The organism is Halobacteriovorax sp. YZS-3-1 (assembly GCF_047084945.1).
Classification (GTDB): domain Bacteria; phylum Bdellovibrionota; class Bacteriovoracia; order Bacteriovoracales; family Bacteriovoracaceae; genus Halobacteriovorax_A; species Halobacteriovorax_A vibrionivorans.
The window spans coordinates 601,426-623,623 of the sequence record NZ_JBKIYI010000001.1; the positions used below are offsets into that span (position 1 = coordinate 601,426).

Genomic DNA, 22,198 nt, shown 5'->3' on the forward strand with positions numbered 1-22,198 from the left:
TGGATGTAATGAGAGAAATCAAACAAACCTCAATTCATATAAAAGACTCACCTTTGTTAAGAGGCGAGTTATTCTGGTGTCGACCTAGTGGCCGTAGGCTTTGTATTGGTCACGCTGGAGAGTTTGCTAATCTTGAATTAATTGAAAAATTATCATCAACTAATGACCAATTTATCCAAGAAGTCTTAATTGATGAAGAAAGAGTCTCTCAAGTTATTGATCATTTTAATGAATTAAAATCCGCAAATCTTGAAGATGTAAAAATGCGTTATCGAAACCTCGTTCTTGTGGACTTTTATCGCGTTTTAAAAGGTGAGCAAAAGAGCTCTACTTTAGATTTCTTATTTATCTGCTATGAAGTTTTTAATGATCTGGTAATCGATGAAAAAGATATCGAAGATGAGTTTATTAGAACTAATGCAATGACATTAAAGAAAGCACAAGTTTCGGCCAGTATTGTTATTTATATGGCCCTAGTAAGTGGCTATTGTGACTTCAACTTTTTAAAAGAAGTTTATAATACAATTATCTTAACCTACTATTCTTACGTTTCTCGTTACGATCATATCGTTGATGAATACAGTCGTTCTGATAAAAATATAGTTCATCAAGAATATTTAAAAGGACTATCATCAAGGTTCTTTGAGTTAGATTACGGCCTATCAGATGATATTAGTTCAATTTGGTCTCAAGTACATCACAAAGTATTTAAATTGGATTTAGAATTTAATGCAAGTGATCTAGAAAGTATATTCAAGTCGATTCTACAAACTGTTAAGGAATATCGTTATATTGATGAAATTATGACTCAGGAGAGTTCGCGATGAGCTTTCAAATCGATATTCACACATTCTTAACTGATGATGTTTTCAATAAACTTAAAGAAGTGGTTTCTGAAGATATAAATTTGATCAAAGTTGGAACTGTTGATGAATTAGCGGATAAGCTTAATGTTATAACAAACGACTTCAGCACAACTGTCGATGCACAGGCAAAAGTCTTATTTGTAAGTAATGATGTAAGCACAAAGCGAGCTTCTATAAGTCCTGAGGCAATAATTAATGCAAAAGAAAATGTCATTTTAGAAATTGAGCAATTCTTTGGTGTTATGCACACTCCAAAACAAAGAGTGCTAAAAAGCTTTCAATCGGCAAAGCAATATAAAATCACGTCTCGTTTTAGTATTGGATATTATTCAGACCTTATAAATTTAAAGTTACATGAAAAGTCTTTTGAAGTCGAAAATTATACAAATATGCTTCAATCTACTTTAAGTGAATTAGTCTTAGTCAAGCAGGCTTGTCCTGTTGAGATTGATCTACTATTAAGTGACAATGAAGCGCTTTTTTATATTAATGCCTTTTCAGTTTATATTGATGACAATTTAATTGAAAAAATTAGTTCATTTATGTCGGACAAATGTTCATTCTTTGGCTTAAAAAGAAATGATAAGAAGGGACAGCTTCAAATTTGCTTTACTGTTGAGAAACAAAAAAGTTATCAAGCTTGTTTTGTATTCACTAAGTCTAATGAAATAAAACGTGATTCAGTTGCAACAGTTGATATTTCAGATGAAGAAAGCATTATTGATCATAAGAATTATCATGATCCTATCGTTAAGAAAGTTACAGTAAAGACTTTAAAAGATATTATAGAATTCATGAAGAATCGAGAATCTAGTGAAGAGAATTTCCTCGATGATCTCGATGCATTCCCTGATAAAGCAATCTTAAAAATTTTAAAAGATGATGAAATAAAATTCATAAAGAAAAGTGTTCTTAGTGACACTAATGTCGATCTCAAAGAGGCCATTACTTCTACAGTAAAAGAATCTTTTGAAGATGCAAAAAAATTCAATGAGAAGTTCTTTAATAGTATTGATCGAAATACTTTTAAAGACCTGGTAAAGCCTGAAAGCTGGCCTCTTGACGGAGAAAAGCTTAAGAATGAAATTGCGGACGAAGTTTTAGATAAGTCAGCTGTTAACTCATATGATGAATATGTTGAAAACGTAAAAGAGTATGTTAATGGTAAATATGATGTTCTCGATGAAGATTTCACAACAGTAAAAGATAATGCTGAGGGAAATATCGCTGAAGAGCTTATTAGAGTTAAAGGGCAAAATATAGAAGAATTTGTAAGAAGTTCTGAAACAGTTCAAATGAAGTCTAAAGTGGCCCGAATGAGTAGTCTGTTCAATCAGATGAAGGATGAACTGGATAAAACAAAAGCTGAAGCTTTAGAGAATGGAAATAAAGAAGAAGAGAAAAAAGTAATATCGGGAACTACGCAACACCACAAAGAAGAGCTCCAAGTAATTTCAGGAAGTAAACCTGAAGAGAAATCAGATATCCAAGTAGTTAAAGATAACACACCTAAGGAAGGGTCAACTGAAGATCTTACTGTTGTTAAGTCTCACGATGAAGTGGCCGAAAGTTCTAAGGATGACGTCCTTGTTATTAAAGGTGAAGAAGACCTTGATGAGAAGGATGATGTCTTTGTTGTAAAAGCAGATGAACAAAAAGCAGATACAGGAAAGATGGAAGTTAAGAGTGCAAAAGATCTCAATGGAGAAGATCGTTGGATTCAAGACTTAGAATCAAAAGTGGATCAATTGACAAAAGAATTAGAGATTAAAAATGACTCGATAGAAGTTATGAGTCGAAAGGTTGATGAGGCACATCAGCTTGCTGCGAGTGAAAAGAAGCAGTTGGCCAATCTTCAGCTTAAGTATAAAGAAGAGTTAGTAAAAGTTGAAAGCTTAGAAAAAGAATTAAAGAAATATAATGAAGATGAAGCTGGGGCCAAGGGTGAAAACCCTGCTGAGAAGCTAAAAGAGGCCCAGAATGAAGTTAAAAAATATAAGCAAAGACTTAAATTTGCCCAATCTCAAATTCAAAACCTTGAAAAAGCTAAGAAAGCAGCTGCTAGTAAAGGAACTAACGATAAGAAGCTTAGTCATCTTGAGAAGATGCTAGATAAACAAAAACAGCTTAAATCTAAAGCAGATACTGAAGTTGCTAATTATAAACGCGATAATCATAAGCTCTCTCAAGAAAATAAAATCCTTTCAAATAAAATCAAAGAGTTAGAGATGAAGCTCGATAAGAAAAATAAATCAGCAGCATAATTTTTTCTTGCCAAATTATTACAAACCCTTTATAAATATTCTCACGCCTTACCAATGAAAGTTTTTTTAAACCGAATATGTGCCCAGATGGTGAAATTGGTAGACACGCTAGACTTAGGATCTAGTGCCTTTGGCGTGGAGGTTCAAGTCCTCTTCTGGGCACCATCTTTTTGCTTCCGTATCGGAGGCTTTTTTTTTGCCTAAATTTACGATTAAAGACGAAAGGACTTGAACCTACGGTTCAACCTGCGTTCATTTCGGGCGCTAACGCTTCCTCATTCTCTTGGCAGACTCAGCTTCAAAATGCTTCGCATTTTGCCGCAGGTCAGTCTTCTGGGCACCATCTTTTTGGAGGCGGCATTTTCCAGGATGGAAAAATGACGACGAACAACGCCGACCGACCCGGATGGGAGGTCTGGTGATAGCTTCCGTATCGGAGGCTTTTTTTTGCCTTTTTTCTACCTTAAGTCCCAACTTTGTAAAAATAATTAATCGTATTACTTGTTTGAACGATCCTAAGTTACACTCTGCACGAAAACGTGCCATCGGGCACCTTTTTCCGCAGGCGGTCTGGGCACCATCTTTTTGGAGGCGGCATTTTCCAGGATGGAAAAATGACGACGAACAACGCCGACCGACCCGGATGGGAGGTCTGGTGATAGCTTCCGTATCGGAGGCTTTTTTTTGCCTTTTTTCTGCATTAATGCTGATTGGACTTGAACCTACGGTTCAACCTGCGTTCATTTCGGGCGCTAACGCTTCTGGATTATGGGGCATAGATGACATTAACTGGATATGGACCTTCAACAGTTGAAGTACCATCTCCTAAGTAGATATGGAGTGTGTCACTTGTTGCTGGGACATCTGTAGAGAAGATTCCTCTTAGCTCACTAGTACAATCATTTGTTAATGCGCCAGCTGCTGGAGCACCTAGAGATGAATCTTGGATTAGGTATTTAGTATTTCCATTACAGTCTGATATTGTCATATAAGCAATTGGGTCAACAATGGTATTACTTGGGTTAGCAAGGCTTACTTGAGTTGTGGTTGGATTCTCAAGATTCGCTTGTCCTTGTTGATAAACATACTTTATCATTTCTTTAGTTAAAGGCTTTTTCCAAATACTCGTGTTATCGATTGTACCAGTGAAGAAGTTAATACCGCCATCTTCAACACCACCAACTCTTAGTGGTACGGTTGTAATGTTCTTCATTGCTTCTAGCCCAATAACCTTGTAACTTTCTAGCTCACCATTAATATACATACGGATAACATTTCCACGTCTTGTTATGACAATATTTGTCCACGTTGTAAGTGGTATCTGCCCATTTGATGTTATTGTGTCAAAGCCGAGCATTGGGAAGGTGTCAGTAGCTGTTGTCGTCGCATGATATGAGAACTTAATATATTGATTATCTGTATATAATCTAAATTCTTGTTCATCTACATCGGCTTCATTCCACTTATTGAGAATTGTTCCTTCATCGTCTGAGTCGTCAACAAGGTTGATCCAAGTTGAAATTGTAAAGTCTGTACCTAGATTAATTTCATGATCAATTGTTTCGAAATAGTTCTCATTAGCATAGTCAAATGCTTCTCCTATCTGTGCCGATGGATTGTATGTTGCAGAGCTTGGCGTTGATGATGGAACATTAATTAAGTCCTTAGAGCCAATTGCTGCACTTAGGTTTGGAGCTGAGTAATTTGCAGACTCAAATCCCCAGAAAATATCTTCAAGTGGTGTTGCTTGAGGTTGCGAAGTATATAAAATTGGCATTTGAGACATTCCACGTCCATAAAGAGTCTCTATATCTAAAGCAGATAACTCTTGATTCCACATTGCTGTCTCATCTATACCTCCAACAATACCAACGCCATTTGTTTCACGCTGACTTGCACCAATTCGAAGTGGAATAGGTGAGTTCACAAGATCGCCATTATCAATGGTCTCATTTCCAACGTTTACTGAGTTAATGTAGAAGTTTACATTCGTACCTGATCTCGTGATAGCGACATGGTTCCAATTACCAAACTCTATCTTACCAGTTGAACAGATCTTCTTGTATGAATCATTATTCCAAACTTGGGTACTGTTGACTGTTTGATACTCTAGGCATAGACGGCCATTGCTATCGATTAATTTACGATATGACTGTTCTGCAATTGTACTATTCCATTTATCATTAATGACACTGAAAGATGTCGGTTTTGCGATGTTTATCCAATTTGAGATTGTAAAGTTTGACGTGATATTAAAAGTATTTGATACATCCTCAAGGTATCTTGTACCGTTAAACTCTATCGTTTCTCCTTCGATATAACTACTTTCTAAAGATAGAACAACTGAAGGACTGAATACATCATCATTTATTTCTTCAAGAATAATATTGTTATTTAGGTTTTCGTTATTGTAGTTCAAATATAAGCCAGGCTTTGCAATCATTACTGGATTGTATGTCAGTGCAAAATCAGAGCTTGTTGTTACATTTCCTGCTTCATCCTTAAAATATACACTTATTGTATTTGCTCCACTTTCAAGAATTGGTGAGTGAAGTGCAGAGTTTATCGTAGAGCAATTCTTCCAATTTGGATTAATTGCACTTGGAGTAATGCCTGTTAAATTTATTAGAACACCAGCGATGTCACTACATGAGCCAATCGTAAATCGAGCATAAGAAAGATTCGTTGGTGATGCTGTTTCAAGTGTAATTGCTGGAATTGCTGGAGGAGTGAGATCACCAGTTACATGTGTAATATCAAGACTTGATGTATATGAACTAACAACAGATCCCGTTTTAAACCATATCTTAACAGTGTTTAGTGAATCCGAAGTAAGAGTAGGTGAAGTTAGTCCACCTGCTACATCGGTACATGCTACCCAGCCTGGAGTTCCATCAAGCGGATCACTGTCGAGGCTTGTTCCTACCCAAACATGAGTATAGTCTTGGCAGTCATTGAGCGTGATTGAAACTGTTGAATCATTTGTTGTATTACCAACACCATTAAATGCTATTGTAGGTGCCGCTGAAATAGGCTCATTGGCCAATCCTTTCTGATATAATTTATAAATTTGGTTGAAGTCGAGAGCATCGTACCATACAGCAAGTTCATCAATACTACCGTCAAATCCATATTCATCACTATGAGTATTATTATAAGTTCTCCACATATTTACATTTGAAACACCAGCTATGTGATTTGATCCTAATGTAATTGTTGTTGCATCATTAACATAGTAAGAATCGAAAATCTCAGCACCTAATTTAAGTCGCTTTAAGTCACTTGTGCTTTCAGCGTATACTCCTGATTGTGTAGAGATAGCATTATTGACTAGAGTTATTTGTGTTGGGCCATCAACTGAAGCGACTTGACCAATCTCGTTACCAAAAGTGATATATGAGTTATTTGGGAATTGGGACGAAGTAAAGTTTGTTCCAACACCTGTAATAATATTTGATCCTGTTGTACTTGAAACTGTTCCTGGAATAACCTTTCTAACTTTCTCACCAGAGGCTCCTGAAGAATGATTTGCATCGAGTATAAATGTTGTATTATCTGTAATACTTGCAATAGTATGAACTTCTCCTGCAATGAGTACACTTTCTCCAACCGTTAAGTCTTGAGTGAAGCGAGTGCCTGTACCTGTGACAACTGTTGTATTTGAAATGATATCAACACTTCCATGGATATGATTATAGAACTTATTCTCGAAATCAGAACCAATACCAGTGATAGTATTTGTTCCAGCTGCAACTGAGACATCTTCTGCCATAAGGTCAAGCCCGCTTAGACCTGACTCACCAATTCTTAAAGGTGTTGTAAGATTGTTGTTAACAATTTGAGCAGCTGTTCCAATTAAAGCGGCACCGTATTCACGGCCATTAATAAAGATAGCAAGCTTTCTTACATCTCTTTTAATCGCAAGATGGTGCCAGCCATTAATTCCACTAAAAGATGTTGTTTCAACTTTAATAGCTTGTTTGGTAATATCCGTTTCATAACCATTTCTTAGATAGAGTATATACTTTCCTGAACCAGTAGAAGTGTGTTTATATTCTAGTCTAAAAACTCTCTCTTCAAACTCTGATCCCCATTGATCAATAATGACACTCTTATCATCAGTGAAAATATTTGCGCTATCTGCATTCGGTTGCTTGATCCACATTGATAATGTGAACTCTGAAGTGAAGTCAATTGGTGCAACAGAGTCCGATCGTAAAAATTGTCTTGCGCCAACGGTATTTATATCATCACCTGCTAAAATATCTTCATAACGAGTGAATTGGAAAGCCTCACCTTCAATAGCATCAACACTCCCTGTCGTAACTGCATTTTTCACATTTAGAGATTCTGAGTTTGTTACCCCACTTAAGCTATTTGAAGTAAGTTGTGTGTTATTAAAGTTCCAGTAAAAGTCAGGAACTGCAGGTTCAACATAGTTTAAAGGATATAGTTCTAGCTTTTCTTGATTACTTCCCTTGAAGAATAAGTAAGCAATTTGATCTTCTGTAAGAGGTGAGTCATAGATAACGACTTCATCTAGTCGACCTCTCGTTTCTAGTAATGATAGTTTCCCACTGTTGTGAAGTTTTAGATTGTTTGTCTTAGTATAAAAAGATGAAATTAGTTTTCCATTAAAATATATTTTTAGAGAGTTGTTTTCTCTTCTAAAAGTTAAGTGTGTCCACTGCGCTGGTATCAGTGATTGATTTGTTGTAAATGTTCCGATATCAGGTATGTGAATTTGAATTTGATTTAGTGATGTTCTCGAAATTCGTAGCTGTCCATACTCTAAAAGTTTATATTCAGATGTTGCTTGTGGTAAGTGCCACATAGAGATCGTAAAGTCTCTTTCCATATCGTATTCAAAAGTAAAAGTATTACTAATTGTCTCTGATGAGAGAGTTGATTCAACTGCATTTCCACCAATTGCAGATGAAACTTTAGGTATATCACTTGAGGCTATAATATGAAGGTTTCCTGCTAAGTCTCTAAAGTGATCAGCACTAATAGAATCTTCAGTGTTAAATGTATAGTATGCCAGTGGATGAATTAAGTCTGGTGGAATATAGGTAACATTAAAAGATGTTGATCCTGAGATATCTCCTTCTTCATCTCTAAAGTAGACAGTAATATCGTTATCACCTCTTTCAAGTAAATGGGAAATTACATATCCTTCATCACGGGTACAATACTGCCAGCCAATATCGTCTTTACTTGGTGGTGCATCTGAACTGGAATTAACATAGATTGCATTAATCAGAATCCCGTTTGCTCCAGTACATGTTGGCATTGTAAAATGACTCCATGGTGAAGACGTCGTTGTAAGATTACCTGTGAGCTCTATTCCTGGGTCAGTTGGAGCAATACCATCCGCTAGTGTCGTAGGAAGAAGGTCTGATCCGTATTCGTATAGATAGTAAACTTCTTCTTCTGATAGAACATTGTGCCAAATCATGACATCATCAATAACGCCTTTAAAGAAAGAGTTTACTTCAGCTGTTTGTAGATATCCTGTTTCTGCACCAATATTCCAATAACTGAAATCATCATTAACAACTTCAATATAATTTCCATCAAAGAGCTGAGCGTATTTTTCCGCTACTTTTACACCATCAAGATATAGCTCTAGTTTTTGTTTGTTAAATGTTCCTACTATATGGTGAAGGCCTGTATTGTAGATACTTGTATCAAAATCTACAGTTAGAGTTTGAATGCTTCCTGTTGATCCAGGGGACCTTGCAGTCACATAAAATTGTAAATTACCATTTTTAACTCTAAGTCCAATCCCTGATCCATCTGTGAGTGTTGCTTTTTGAATATTACCAGCGATGTGACGATGCTTTGTTTCGCCTTTTACGAGATGAGCCCATGCCGATATTGATGTTGTATACATTGGGTTTGTATTTGCATCTGGTTTTATCTTAATAAATTCATCGATACCATTAAAGCTGAAGCCTTCTTCGATTACAGCATTGTCTCCACTCGTTGCAGTTGATTCAGGTGGTGTTGTGGCATCAAGTGATCCATGTGCAGTACCAAAGTTATCATAAACTTGAGGATGTCCATAAGCGCCAGATGCTGCTGAATCCAGTGACCAGTGAACACTTGGCCTTGGTATGTCAGAAACATAGGTTGGCATTGTATATGATTGATCATTTGCAGTACCAGAAGCTGCGGAAACTTCACCAGTAAATGATCTTGCCCAAACCCTTGGCGTTACCGATCCAGTTGGTAGAGGCGAGCTTAATATACCACCAGCTATTGTGTTACACACTTGCCAATTTTCATCTGTATCACTTGGCTGTACTGTTGAGTCAGATACCAAGATCATATCGGTATCTGTACAATCATTCATTGTCAGACGAAGTCTTGAACCAAATGATTTATAACCTGGGTTGTAAATAGAAGCTCTTGTATTTGCCGGAGTTACAATCGGTCTTAGTGGATCATAGTTTCTCGTATTATTATTTGCATAATTATTATAGAGATTTGTAATTTGAGATTGATTTAGGGCCTTACTCCAGATTGCAACGTCATCAATATTCATATTCGAATGTTTAGATATTTGTTCATCTGCTCCTGCTTTTGCGGCCATAACAAAAGGAACTTCTTCAACAGCATCATAAGTTACACTTTCAAAATCATTTAAGTCTTTCTCTCTTTTGAGTGTTCCGTTTTCATAATATCTTAGATAGCGTCCATCATATGTGTATAGAACATACACCCAAGATGAAGGGAATTGTGAAACAGGTAGATCAAGTACATAATTTCTATTACCGATATTAACTTTGAAATCAACAAATTTATTACTAGTTGCACATGATGGTTCATCGCATATTAGATACATCTCCATTCCACCCGGTTGTGCACCAGTCATACTGAAGAAACGATCACCACTTCCTTCATCCGTTGGAATATTGTGATCCATCCAAAAACCGATAGTGAATTCATCTGTAACTTTTAGTTGTGGATCGTAATCAGTTTTTAAATATTGACGTTCACCATCAAAACTTAATCCATTTCCAACTTTTGCAGAGGCTATATTTTGAGCACCAAAATTATTGATGTTGATAGCGTTTGATGAGTCGTAGAAAATACTACCGATTTTCGTATTTTGATCGAGCGTCCAATAAGCAACTGGCTGAGGAAGAGGTGGGTCTGTGTATTCAACAACGATACTTTGAGGAGAGCTTATATTTCCTCTTGCATCTCTAAACCAAAAGTATACTGTATGTACACCTGGAGTGAGTGTCGGTGAATCGATTGCACCATCTTTTGTACTACATTGCTGCCATCCACTTGATGTATTTGTTGGCCCTGGTTGAGCATCAACAGTGATATAGACACCAGTGATATCATTACAGTCATTTATTGAATAAACTGGATTTGGATTATCTGTTGGCCAATTTGTTCCAATGGTCGAGTTAACAACAGAAAGTGTTGGCGTTGTTGTAGGAGCTGTTGAATCATTTGGATAAACTTCATCTACATATCTCTTATAATGGTAGAAAATCTCTTCATCAGTTAGAGTCTGATTGAATACCATGAAGTCATCAAGAGCACCTTGGAAGTTTTCTGCTTGTGTATTGTCTCCTAGATAGAAACCACTTACAAAATCAAAGTCAACTTTACGTATCGTCGTAGTTGACCAGTTTTGATAGCCAGGATCTGCTTGAGCAACAAGATTAGCATCAATATATAAAGATAATTCTTGTCCATCGTATTTTACTGCAAGTTGATGCATTCCGGTTTGAATCAGTTCTAGAGGATATCTAATAATTCCATAAGGAACACTTCTAGTATAGCCAGATGGTTGAACGATATTTACTTCAAAAACAATATCGCCACTATCAAGATAAACACGTATGTCATCTTTTGAGTTTTTCTTTGTAATAATTTGTCTAGTAGCTGTATCAGTACTATCTAAATGCAACCATGTCATTAATGTAAAGTTATACAGATTTTCAAATCTAAAATTATTAGCAATATCTATATAATCATCAGTACCATCGAATATTACTTCGTTACCGTTACTACTTGTTGAGATTGTTGGGCTTCCATTTAGCTGAGCTGATACTTGTGAGGTATGATCAGTAAGTGTTGAACCGTTAATCGTGCCATTATCAAAAGATGCATGATAAATAGGCTTTACTAGATCGTAGTCTGAATATGTTGGAATCGGATCAATTTCTTTTGTACCAGCTAAAGTCGAAATATCACCAAGTGCATTCTTTGCATACACATCAACATAAGTTGTTCCAGTTGGAAGCTTTTCAGATAATATAGCACCAGGGTTAGTTACACAACGATGCCAGTCATCGCTGTCATCGGCCGGTGGTGGTGCTCCTTGATAAGTAATATATACCCAAGGAGTATTTGTACAATTTAAAATTGTCATCTTGGCGTAAGGGCCGAAATGACTATCGAAATATATATAAGCGTTATCAACATTTGAAGGTGCATTCATCGTCTCAACTTGTCTTGTCGATGACTGTCCTTTTGTATGTGCAGTTGCTACTTCTGTTGGTGATAAGTCATATCCCCAAACAGCAATTTCATCGACTTTCTCATTTAAAAAGTTTGTCGCAAGATTATTCTGATTAGATTCTGCACCAATTCTAAAATCAGTTGGAACATCGTAGCGAACGAAATCTCTTTCAGGTAGTACACCTGAAGTAGCAATTTCGACGCCATTTAAATACAACTTAACTTCCTGGTCATCAAAAATACCGATTACATGATTCCATCCTGTTGTAACACCGGCCATTGAACTTGCTAAATTAATTGTTCCTGCAATGTCTAGCTCAAGTGTGAATCGTATGTTTCCACCGCTTTGATAGAGTTTATAACCACCTCTGTTTGTTGCTGTTGAATAGACGTGGCGGTCGATATAGACACGGTTTGTACTATCAGATTGTGTAAGATAGAACCATCCACCAACAGATAAGAAGTTAACTGGTGTCAATAAGACAGTGTCTTGTGTTGTTAGATAAGACTGGCTACCTGTAAGGGATAATGCTTCTCCTACTTTTCCTGTGGTATAAGTTGCTGTCGGGTTGTCGGCAGCATCTACGTTGACTTCGATAAGGTCGTGTACACCATGTTCAATAATATCAATGACAGTCCTATCAACGCTTGCAACACTTTCGATTGGCCAGTAAGCATTTGAATATGGAACTGTTGCAATTGGAGTATAATTTACAACTAGGTCAGAAGAAGAGCTTGTTACATTACCAGCTAGATCTTTAAACCATGTCGTTATAGTGTGACCACCTTCTGTAAGTTCTTCTAATCCAAATGAACCACGTCTTTCTCGACATACTTCCCAGCGATCATCCTGCTTGTCAGGTCTTGTCCCTTCATTAACTAGAACTCCTGAAATATCTGTACAATCGTTAACGGTGAAATATGCTTTATTAGAGAATAAATCTGGTCTAGTATTTTCTAGTGTTAAAGTAGGGTTCGGTGGTTCCGTTACATCAGTCTCATAAAGAATATCTGCACCATTATGATATAAAGAAGACGCTTCTAGTCCTGTTAGAACTTGATCCCAAATAATGACTTCATCTATTTTATTTGCAAAGTTACTATCTTCGATATTGTATAGGTTACAATTTAAACCAGAGCGCGCATAGTAATGTGATTTACCATTTGTTGGCTCATCTCCAGTAGATGCTTTTGCCCCAACGAAAGTGTTTACACCTGTCTCATAGACGATGGGCGATGGTGAAGCATTAGAGAAGGACTTGACAAAAATACCATCAAAATAAAGACTGGCCTTCTGTCCATCGTAAGTACCAATAACTAAGTGCCATCCTGTTGTGTAGTTCTTTGTTTCAAGATATGGTTCTAGGAGCCCATCTGCTGTATGAACAGTAAATCGAAGCCCTTTGTCATCCTTGTTGGCCGCATCAACTTTTATTGACCAACCTTTGCCATTGAACTCATTTGAGATGATATGATCATCAGAGTGTACACCGTCACCAGTTAAGTAAACCCATGCTGCAACAGAGAGTGTATCACTTGGCTTAAGTTTTGAGTTCTGAGGAGACTTAACGCGCAAGAATCGGTCATCGCCAAAAAGCATTGATTTATTTAGAACACCATCAGAATCGATTGTTACAGGTACTAATGCTGGATTGTGTACCATTGTTCGAGGACATGTATCATTATCAAAATCAACATACTCTAATTCATAACCTTCATTTTTAAGCTTTAGGCCACTGATGCGATCTAAGGCTTCGTTTGAGGTATTGTTGTAGTGGGCTTCGTCAAAAGTCCAGTGAACAACTGGTCTTGCAATAGGCTTATCGTATTTTGTAATAATTGGAACATACTCAAAAGTTTTTGAAATATTTCCGTAAATATCCTTTGTCCAAAACTTTGCATAATTGTCAGTTGGATCTAGTCTTTTTGAAAGTAGACCACCTGTTAAAGTATTACAAAGTTGCCAGTCCTCATCATTTTTGTCCGGAGGGAATTCGTTCTTTGTAACAATAATATAATCAAGTCCAGTACAGTCTGTGACTGTTAGATTTGCTCTTGATACTAATGAGTTGTAGTAAATGATATTTAAGTTTACCGGAATTGATGGAGGAGTAACATCGTAATACGCTTTATCTCCTTTAGATTGTCTCTCGTATAATTCATTTATAACAGTATCACTTAAAGCAGCTCGATAAAAAGAAACTTCATCGATACTACCATCAAAGTAATTACCCGATGGGCCTGTTGATGTTGTAGGTGATGCTCCAATTAAGAATGAGTTGCTTTGTGCATAATCAATATCGGCACTACCCGCAATAACAGTATTAACTTCTTCTATTCCATTAATAAATAGTCTAATCGTTCCATTATTCCAAACACCCGTAACGTGAGTCCAATCTCCTGGAGTTAATGATGTCGTTGAGTAGGTAGCAACTTGAGGGCCACCTAAGGCTTGAACCTTAAATTCTACAACACCGTTATCAAGAGCAATCTCGTAACCGCCGTTGTTGTAGTTACCTGCAATTACTTGTCTTGAAGTTGGGAAAGAATCCACATTAAACCATGTTGATAGAGTAACTTCAGAAGCTGGCTCAAATGATACATCGTTTAAGACTTCAATATAATCACTCGTACCGTTGAAACTCATTGCTTCATCGGCAACACCCGTTGACTCAATTGGCCCATAGTTTTCACCATGATGAGCACTTGTTACGTCATAGATCACGCTTCCATCACGATTTGCTCGGTCTAGTGTGTAGTAAGAGTCAGGAGTAGGTATGGTTGCATCAAAGTTATATGTGATTGTTAAATCAGTTGAAGTGTCAGAAACATTTCCAGACTCATCCATAAACCATACACGTAGATCATTTGCACCAATTTCTAATAAGCTCGATTTAATTAGGTCATCTGTTGTTGAACATGTTTGCCAATTAGCAATTTCACCAGTTGGCTTGGTATCATCGAGTGCTACATAGACCTTAGCAATATCGCTACAGTTATCTACGTTGAGTCTTGCGACAGGAATTCCAATTGTGTAAAGATTATCACGTGGAGTAACTGGTACTGAAAGTGGAGGAACAGTATCTTGTCCTTCAAATAATTCAGTAATAGCTGCTGAAGTTAATGAGTAGTCCCAAACTAATACTTCATCGATTTTATTATCAAAATGCGTACCAAGAGCAGCACCATTATTACATGTTGCTCCAGCACCAATTACAAATGAACCTAGACAAGTGTATTGAATAGGTAGGACACTTCCGTGGTCAACACTTGCAACTTGTATACCGTCAATATATAGATTTGTGTTTTGTCCATCATAGACACCAACGATATTATGAAATCCTGTTGTGTAGGCCGAGGTTGCAATTGCAACTGATCTTGTTCCACCACTAGTTTCTACAAAGAATTTCAATTCGCTTGTACTGTTGTCAATTTCAATTGAGTAACCATGAGAAGAGATTCTATTTCCGGCCAGAACCTGCTGACGATTATCATTAGCAGTCAGTTGGGCCCAGATCGAAATGGTTACTTCATCTGCGACTTGAGAAAGTGCGGCATGTTTAGTCTCTAAGTAGGTATTACTTGCTTTTACAAATTGATAAGCTTCATTTTGGACTCCAGATACACTTGGTGTCGCACCATTATTTGTTGCATGGTAACCAGATCTGATCTCTTGAACTAGTGATCCATCAATATGATCATTATCCATAGTATAATGTAGGATACTTGGTTCATAATGATTTGTTGATGTTACAACTGTATCTACATAGTAAAAAGCATTAGTGATATTATTGTATTCATCTTTACCCCACACTTTTAATTCATGAGGACCTTGTGTTAGGTTCTTGTTAATTGCTGTACCAATAACTTCACGACATAGTTGCCAACGTGGTGTATCTACTGTTGGTGGGTGAGTCGTTTCATCGATATAGATGAATTTATTATCTCCACAAGTATCAATAGTTAATTTTGTATTTTGTAGTGTCTCACCATAGAAAGATGCAGAAGCTATATCTGCTGGCTTAGTGGAATGTTGACTAACCTTAAATTGGTTGAATGTATCAATATAGAGATTTAAAATATTTTGTTCAGATAAATACTTATCCCAAATTGCTAGTTCATCTAATTGTCCATCGAAATTACTTGTTATAATCGGCTGATCAGTACAATTAACATCCGTACCAACTGCAAGAATTGTAGGACATCCATATTGGAGATTTGCTGGAGAGCCTAAATCTGTCGTTGCCTGTAGTTGTCCATCAATATAAATATTGATAAATCGTCCATCAGAAGTACCAGCAATGTGATGCCAACCTGTTGTGTACGAAGAAGTAGCAATTGAGACCGATTGTCCACTAGCATAGAAACGCAGGTCTCCTCCATTTAATTTGAATCCATATCCACCAACACCTTCTTCTATATTTCCCATGATAACCTTGTTTCCAGTGTCACCACTTGTTAGGTTTGCCCACATTGAGACAGAAACAGCGGTCGTCGGTTTTAGAATAGGTGTATTTTTTGTTAATAGATAACTGTTGGTTCCACTTAGCGAAACTGCTTCATCACTTCTACCGGCCGTACTTGTTACGCTGCCATTATTCCAATAGACAAGATGGTTTTCACCTAGAGCGTCGATAATACGACCCTCTTTTTTGTGAACGTTATCCATTGTCCAATATGCTATAGCGTCTGGATAAGCTCCTTGAGTTGGGTTAAAGATGAATGATACATCTCTTGGAGTTGAATTTATATTACCTGCAGCATCCTTAAACCATGCTGATATTGTATAAGATCCAATAAGGTCAACGTGATATGTCAGTGCACCAACTGCTTCACTACAGTCTTGCCAACCTGATTGATCCTTATCTGGTGCAACATATGGAGATGGATATTCAGATGGCTTCAGATAAATTTGATCGACATCTGTACAGTCAACTACAGTCATACCAACAGGTGCACTCGCAACTTCAGGTGCTCCTTCCACTATGATTTCTGGCCTCGGAGGTGGAGTTAAATCCCCATTTGCTTGAACTTCAACATCTTGAGTGAGAGAAGTTGTCGAAACATTTCCACTAGCATCTTTAAACCATGCATATAATGTATATACTCCATCTGGAGTAAGTGAAGCTGATTTTAAAAGCTCTGCAGAATTAGAGCATGTTAGCCAGTCTGGACTGTCGGCATCAGGGGCCGTTGAGCTCTTTGTTACGATCATGTCTGTAATTACATCATCAGGGTATTCTTTTGTAATACTTTGACCAGTTGCTCCCGCAGTGTGAGGGAAAACTAGTTCTAATGATGTATCATTAGTTATTGAAGCGACTTTTAAAATCTCACTTCCAATATTTATATAATCTCCAACGCTGATCTCACTTGTGAAAAGCGTTCCCGTACCAGTTACACTAGTTGTCGATGCCGTTATATCTACTGTCCCTGTCATTGCAACTGGAGGATTTGGTTCACAAGTGTTTAAAGTAAAAATAGCACGAGATGCATTATCTAATAAAATTGGCGGAGAGCTAGCATCTCCATTGTTTAATGTCATTGCCAAAGGAACAGCTGCTCCATCTCCTCCAGAAACTGGAGGTGGTGTTGAATCAACAGCAGTATAACGAACAGTAAGTCTTTCATGCCACGGATCTAATGTATATCCATCATTAAAGTAGAACCATACATCAAGTGTGTGTATCCCTTCTGCTGGAATTATTGGTGAAGTGATAGCATTCATCGCAGTCGTACAGTCTTGGCCATCGCCAGTTGTAAAGTCTGCGACTGAAGGTGGAAGCTCCATTGTATCATCGAGTTTTACATATACTTTTGAAATATCAGTACAGCTATCAATTGAAATAGCAGCTGTATTTGTGTCAAGATCAGTTCCATTTGCTAAGTAAGCACTAGGAGGTACAAAGTTTACGTTAACTTGAGAGTAACCTGTTAGAACATTACTACTTAAATCTTTGTACCAGAAGTTTAGAGTTTGTTCTCCATCACTTGTTAGTGTATGTGTAATGGCCCCGGCCGATGTTGAACAAGTTTGCCATTGTGGATCACCTGGTGCTGGTTGTGTTCCTTGATTAATTAAAATTTCACTAATCCCATCACATGCTTCAAAAGTAAATGAAACATGAGGTCTATTTATTACTGGAGACTCAACCCAGTTGATGACAGGATCATATCGAAGAGGCAGATCAATAGCATTTAGAGAGATGCTTGTGTCTTCATATTTAAGATATACTTTTAGTGTATGATCACCTGGAGTAAGTGTATAAGATTTAAGTCCACCAATCGCTGTTGTACAAGTTTGCCAATCAGGATCACTCGCAGCAGGTTGTCCGTCAACGTCTTTGAAAATAACCTCAGTTATTCCAGCTTCTGTACAGTAATCAATGGAAATATCTGCAATAGTTGTATTAATTGTTGGCCCATTTTCTACCGTTAATTGTGGTGGTGTAAAGAAAACTTGATGGGCAATAAATGAAGGTTGCACATTTTCTGCAACGTCTTTAATCCAAAATTGAAGATTATTTGCTCCAACATCGAGATCATCAAATGTCATCGAATAATTTACAGTATCGCAAGTTTGCCAACCTGAGTCTGCGGCAAGTGGTGGAGCTCCAAGTCCTTTTGTGATTTTCACATGAGTTACATCGTTACAATCACTTAGGTTGAAAAGACCAAGGGGTTGTCCTGTAACAACTGTTCCCACAACTTCTCTTGCACCAATTGTCGGAGGAGTTGTATCGACTTCAATTGAGTCTGTAGAACAAGCAGAAAGAGTTGAATTACCTGCGCTATCAAAAGCTAATACTTTTGCATAATAGATATTATCTGTGAGTCCATCAATTGTTACGGCATCAGAGTTAGTGCCACTTCCTGTTAATGGATGTATTGTTTCATTTAAAGTACAAGCTGCATCTGTATACGTATAGATTTGATGGTCAGCAATACTATTGAGGTCAGTAAAGGCTGTCCAGCTTACACTAATATCATTTCCATCATTATCATAGAGATCAGCAAATTGAAGATCGGCCGTATTATCTGTTGGATTAATAAGGTCAATTGTAATTGCATCTGTTGAACAAGCTGATTCTGTCGTATTTCCTGCAAGGTCAATTGCAACAACCTTTGCATAATAAACACCATCTGTAAGTCCATCAACAATCGTATTATTAGCAACTGTCGTATTTCCTGTTAGTCCATGGTCTACTTCATTTAAGCTACAAGCAGCATCTGTATAAGTTAAAATACGATGATCACTTAAATAAGTGTCAGTGAAACCCGTCCAAGTAAGATCTATATTATTTCCTGTATTGTTGTAGTCATTTGTAAATTGGATATTGGCCGTGTTGTCAGTTGGTGGCGTCTTATCGATTACGATAGAGTCAGTAGAACAAGCAGATAATGTATCAAATCCCATGAGATCATGGGCCCTAACTCTTGCGTAGTAAATACCTTCGGCAAGCCCTGTTATATTATTTGCAGATGCTGCTGTGGAGCTTGTTAGTCCGTGATTAACTTCACCTAGAGAACAAGATGAGTCAGTATATGTATAAACTTCATGATCACTTAATGTTAAATCAGAGAACGCAGTCCAAGTAACGGCAATATTATTTCCAGTATTTTCATGAGTAAGAGTAAATTGGATATTTGCTGTGTTATCTTGCGGCGGTGTTGAGTCAACAATGATCGAGTCAGTTGAACAAGCTGATAATGTTGTATTTCCTGCGCTATCCATTGCGCGAACTCTTGCAAAATAAGTTCCGTCGGCAAGGCCATCAATAGAAGTTGAATCAGTTAAAGCGTTACTTCCTATATAAGGATGAGTTACTGTACCTAATGTACAAGAAGAGTTTGTGTAAGTTAGAACTTGATAATCAGCTATTCCATTTGTGTCTGTAAATGCCGTCCATGATACATTTAGATCATTACCATCAATATCATGAGTATCTGCAAAGATGAGGTTTGCTGTGTTGTCGGTAGGGGCGGTTGTATCAATGGTAATTGCATCAGTAGAACAAGCACTTGTTGTTTCATTACCAGCTAAATCATAGGCAACTACTTTTATGTAGTAAGTACCATCGCTTAATCCATCAATGATTGCAGCATTGGTGCTCGTTGCACTACCAGTTAAGCCGTGATCGACTTCATTTAAAGTACATGCAGAGTCTGTGTATGTATAAATTCTGTGATCACTTAAATATGTATCAGAAAAGTCTGTCCAAGACACATTAACGTTGTCACCGGTATTATTGTAATCGTTTGTAAATTGAACATCAGCAGTATTGTCAACAGGAGCTGTTTTATCAATTACGATTGAATCTGTAGAACATGCTGATAGAGTATCAAAGCCCATGGCATCATAAGCTCTTACTCTAGCGTAATAAGTACCTTCGGCCAGTCCAGTTATGATGCTAGATGAAGTCGTCGTTGAGCCTGTTAACCCGTGATCAACCATGCCTAAAGTACAACTTGAATCAGTGTAGGTATAAAGTCGATGATCACTTAGAGTTAAGTCTGTAAAAGCTGTCCATGAAACAGCAATATTATTTCCTGTGTTTTCATGTGTTGCACTAAATTGGACACTGGCCGTGTTATCTAGTGGTGGAGTTGAATCAACAATAATTGAATCTGTTGAACATGCAGACTTAGTACTATTTGCACCTGGGTCAAATGCTTCAACGATTGCCCAGTATTGGCCGTCGGCAAGAGAAGTAATATTTGTAGCATTGGAATTTGTACCACTTGAAGTTGCTCCATGATCTGTTTCACCAAGCGTACAAGTATTATTTGTGTATGTATAAAGTTTGTGGTCGACAACACCATCTGGGTCTGAAAATGCTGTCCAAGTAACAGCAATACTATTTCCATCAATATCAGTAGCTGCACTAAATTGTAAATCTGCTCCATTATCAATAGGTGAGTCTTTGTCGACTCTTATGGTATCTGTAGAACAGTTTGAAGTTGTTTCACTTCCTATTCCATCAATTGCTGTAACAGTTGCCCAGTAGTCTCCTGTATTTAATCCGTCCACAGCAGCACTGTCAGAATTAGTACTACTTCCAGTAAGAAATGTACCTACTGATGTTGAACATGTTGAGTCACTAAAGATTTCAATACGATGATTTGTAAGTGTTAAGTCACTGAATGCTGTCCATGAAATAGAAAGATCATCACCGTCATTATCTAATGTGTCGATAAATTGTAAGTCCGCTCCATTATCAACAGGTGCAGTTGCATCGACAAAAACACTATCGAGTGAACAAGAGGATGAGCCTTCAAGTCCCACATGATCGATTGCTATGACCTTTGCCCAGTATTGTCCATCCACAAGGCCATCAACATTCGTATTATCGGTTATTGCGGCACTAGAAGTCGTATAGCTATTATAGAGATTTAATGGGTTACATGTATTATCAGTATATAATTCAATGCGATGATCGACGACTTGTTGATCAGTAAAAAGGCTCCATTGAACAGGGATATTATCACCAACAATTTCAACATCATTATCAAAAGTAAAACCAGTTCCAGTGTTATCAATAGGAGCAGTATTATCGTATGTAATATCTATTGTTGTGTTAGCACTTGAAATAAAATTCAATGGAGTAACACTATCTGCATCTACATCTTCTGTTTTTGTCCATAGATAGTAAGTATTAAGTCCTTCACTTGGAAAATTGTTTTGTAAATAACCACTTGAGAGAGCTGTTTCACAGCTTACCCAAGCATCACCGACACTAGGAGTCGTTCCTGTCGTATTGGCGAAGACATACTTTGTTTGAGTTGGAGGCTCAAAATAGACAGCATCACCTGAACAGGCATTCAGTGAGCAACTATCAATATTTAAGGTTGTAGGCTGGTCTTTTGTCAGTGTACCTAGAGATGAAGTTAAGTTTGGGATAGTTGGGTCAGTATCTAAGTTAATTGAAAAGTTTGGTCCACTAGTTCCGAGCTCTTTTTCAAAGACGTTACCTGCTTCATCTCTAGCAATGATTTTAAAAGCAGGGGCAGGGTGATTCTTATTAGGAACACAGAATTTTATTTGATTGCTACTACCTGTAACAGTTGTAACTTCAGAATAATTAGTTGTATTAAAATCTGGTGTGTAGAGGATCTTGGCACTTGCTACACCAGAGTTATCATCAGTTAGTGTGTAGCTTAGTGTAAAATCATTATTACCGTTCATCGGGCCGGCAGTGGTAACAAAGTCAATTTCAGGTGGAACTTTATCGTACTCAGTGATTGAGTTAATATCGATGCGGCCTTTTAAGGGATCTGAACACCCAGTAAAAAGGAATATAATCACAAGTGAATATATTGATAAATTAAATAAACTTATTCTACTAACCCCATGATATTAGTTTCATTTGTTAACGTTTAACGCGTTATCCCGTTAAGTTAGTTTAAATCTTGTTTAGTTTTTCTTATAGGGGTAAATTATTGCCAATAATATTTATTATCTCGCTTAAACAAATATTAGGTAGTTATGGAGGCAGAATTGTACTCATTCCTTGTTTATTGAACGAGTTACAGCTTTTGCTATAATTAAAAATAGTTTAACTCTTAAAGTGGGTAAGT

Annotated in this window: 3 protein-coding genes and 1 tRNA gene; 3 read left to right on the plus strand and 1 reads right to left on the minus strand. The window is 37.2% G+C overall.

Features of this window, described 5'->3' with window-relative positions; genetic code table 11:
• Positions 1-8: 8 nt before the first annotated feature.
• The 3 genes from ACMAZI_RS03015 (at position 9) to ACMAZI_RS03025 (ending at position 3,295) form a co-directional block, all read left to right on the plus strand.
• Entirely contained in the window at positions 9-827 is an 819-nt protein-coding gene (locus tag ACMAZI_RS03015; RefSeq protein ID WP_133296867.1) for a hypothetical protein, read from the plus strand.
• Complete coding sequence (locus tag ACMAZI_RS03020) at positions 824-3,130, plus strand: hypothetical protein (RefSeq protein ID WP_412473795.1); 2,307 nt, start codon at positions 824-826, stop codon at positions 3,128-3,130. Before ACMAZI_RS03015 ends, ACMAZI_RS03020 begins: the two co-directional genes overlap by 4 nt.
• A gap of 81 nt (positions 3,131-3,211) precedes the next feature.
• Positions 3,212-3,295 (plus strand) — tRNA-Leu (locus ACMAZI_RS03025).
• A gap of 601 nt (positions 3,296-3,896) precedes the next feature.
• Here ACMAZI_RS03025 and ACMAZI_RS03030 read toward each other — a convergent pair.
• Positions 3,897-21,926 carry a LamG-like jellyroll fold domain-containing protein gene (locus ACMAZI_RS03030; protein ID WP_412473794.1) on the minus strand — a complete coding sequence of 6,010 codons (18,030 nt, stop codon included), beginning with the start codon at positions 21,924-21,926 and terminating at the stop codon, positions 3,897-3,899.
• Positions 21,927-22,198: the final 272 nt, after the last annotated feature.

Excerpts from the sequence above, each read along its gene's own strand:
- ACMAZI_RS03015 (WP_133296867.1), top strand. The coding sequence starts at position 9 with ATGAGAGAAATCAAACAAACCTCAATTCATATAAAAGACTCACCTTTG.
- ACMAZI_RS03020 (WP_412473795.1), top strand. The coding sequence starts at position 824 with ATGAGCTTTCAAATCGATATTCACACATTCTTAACTGATGATGTTTTC.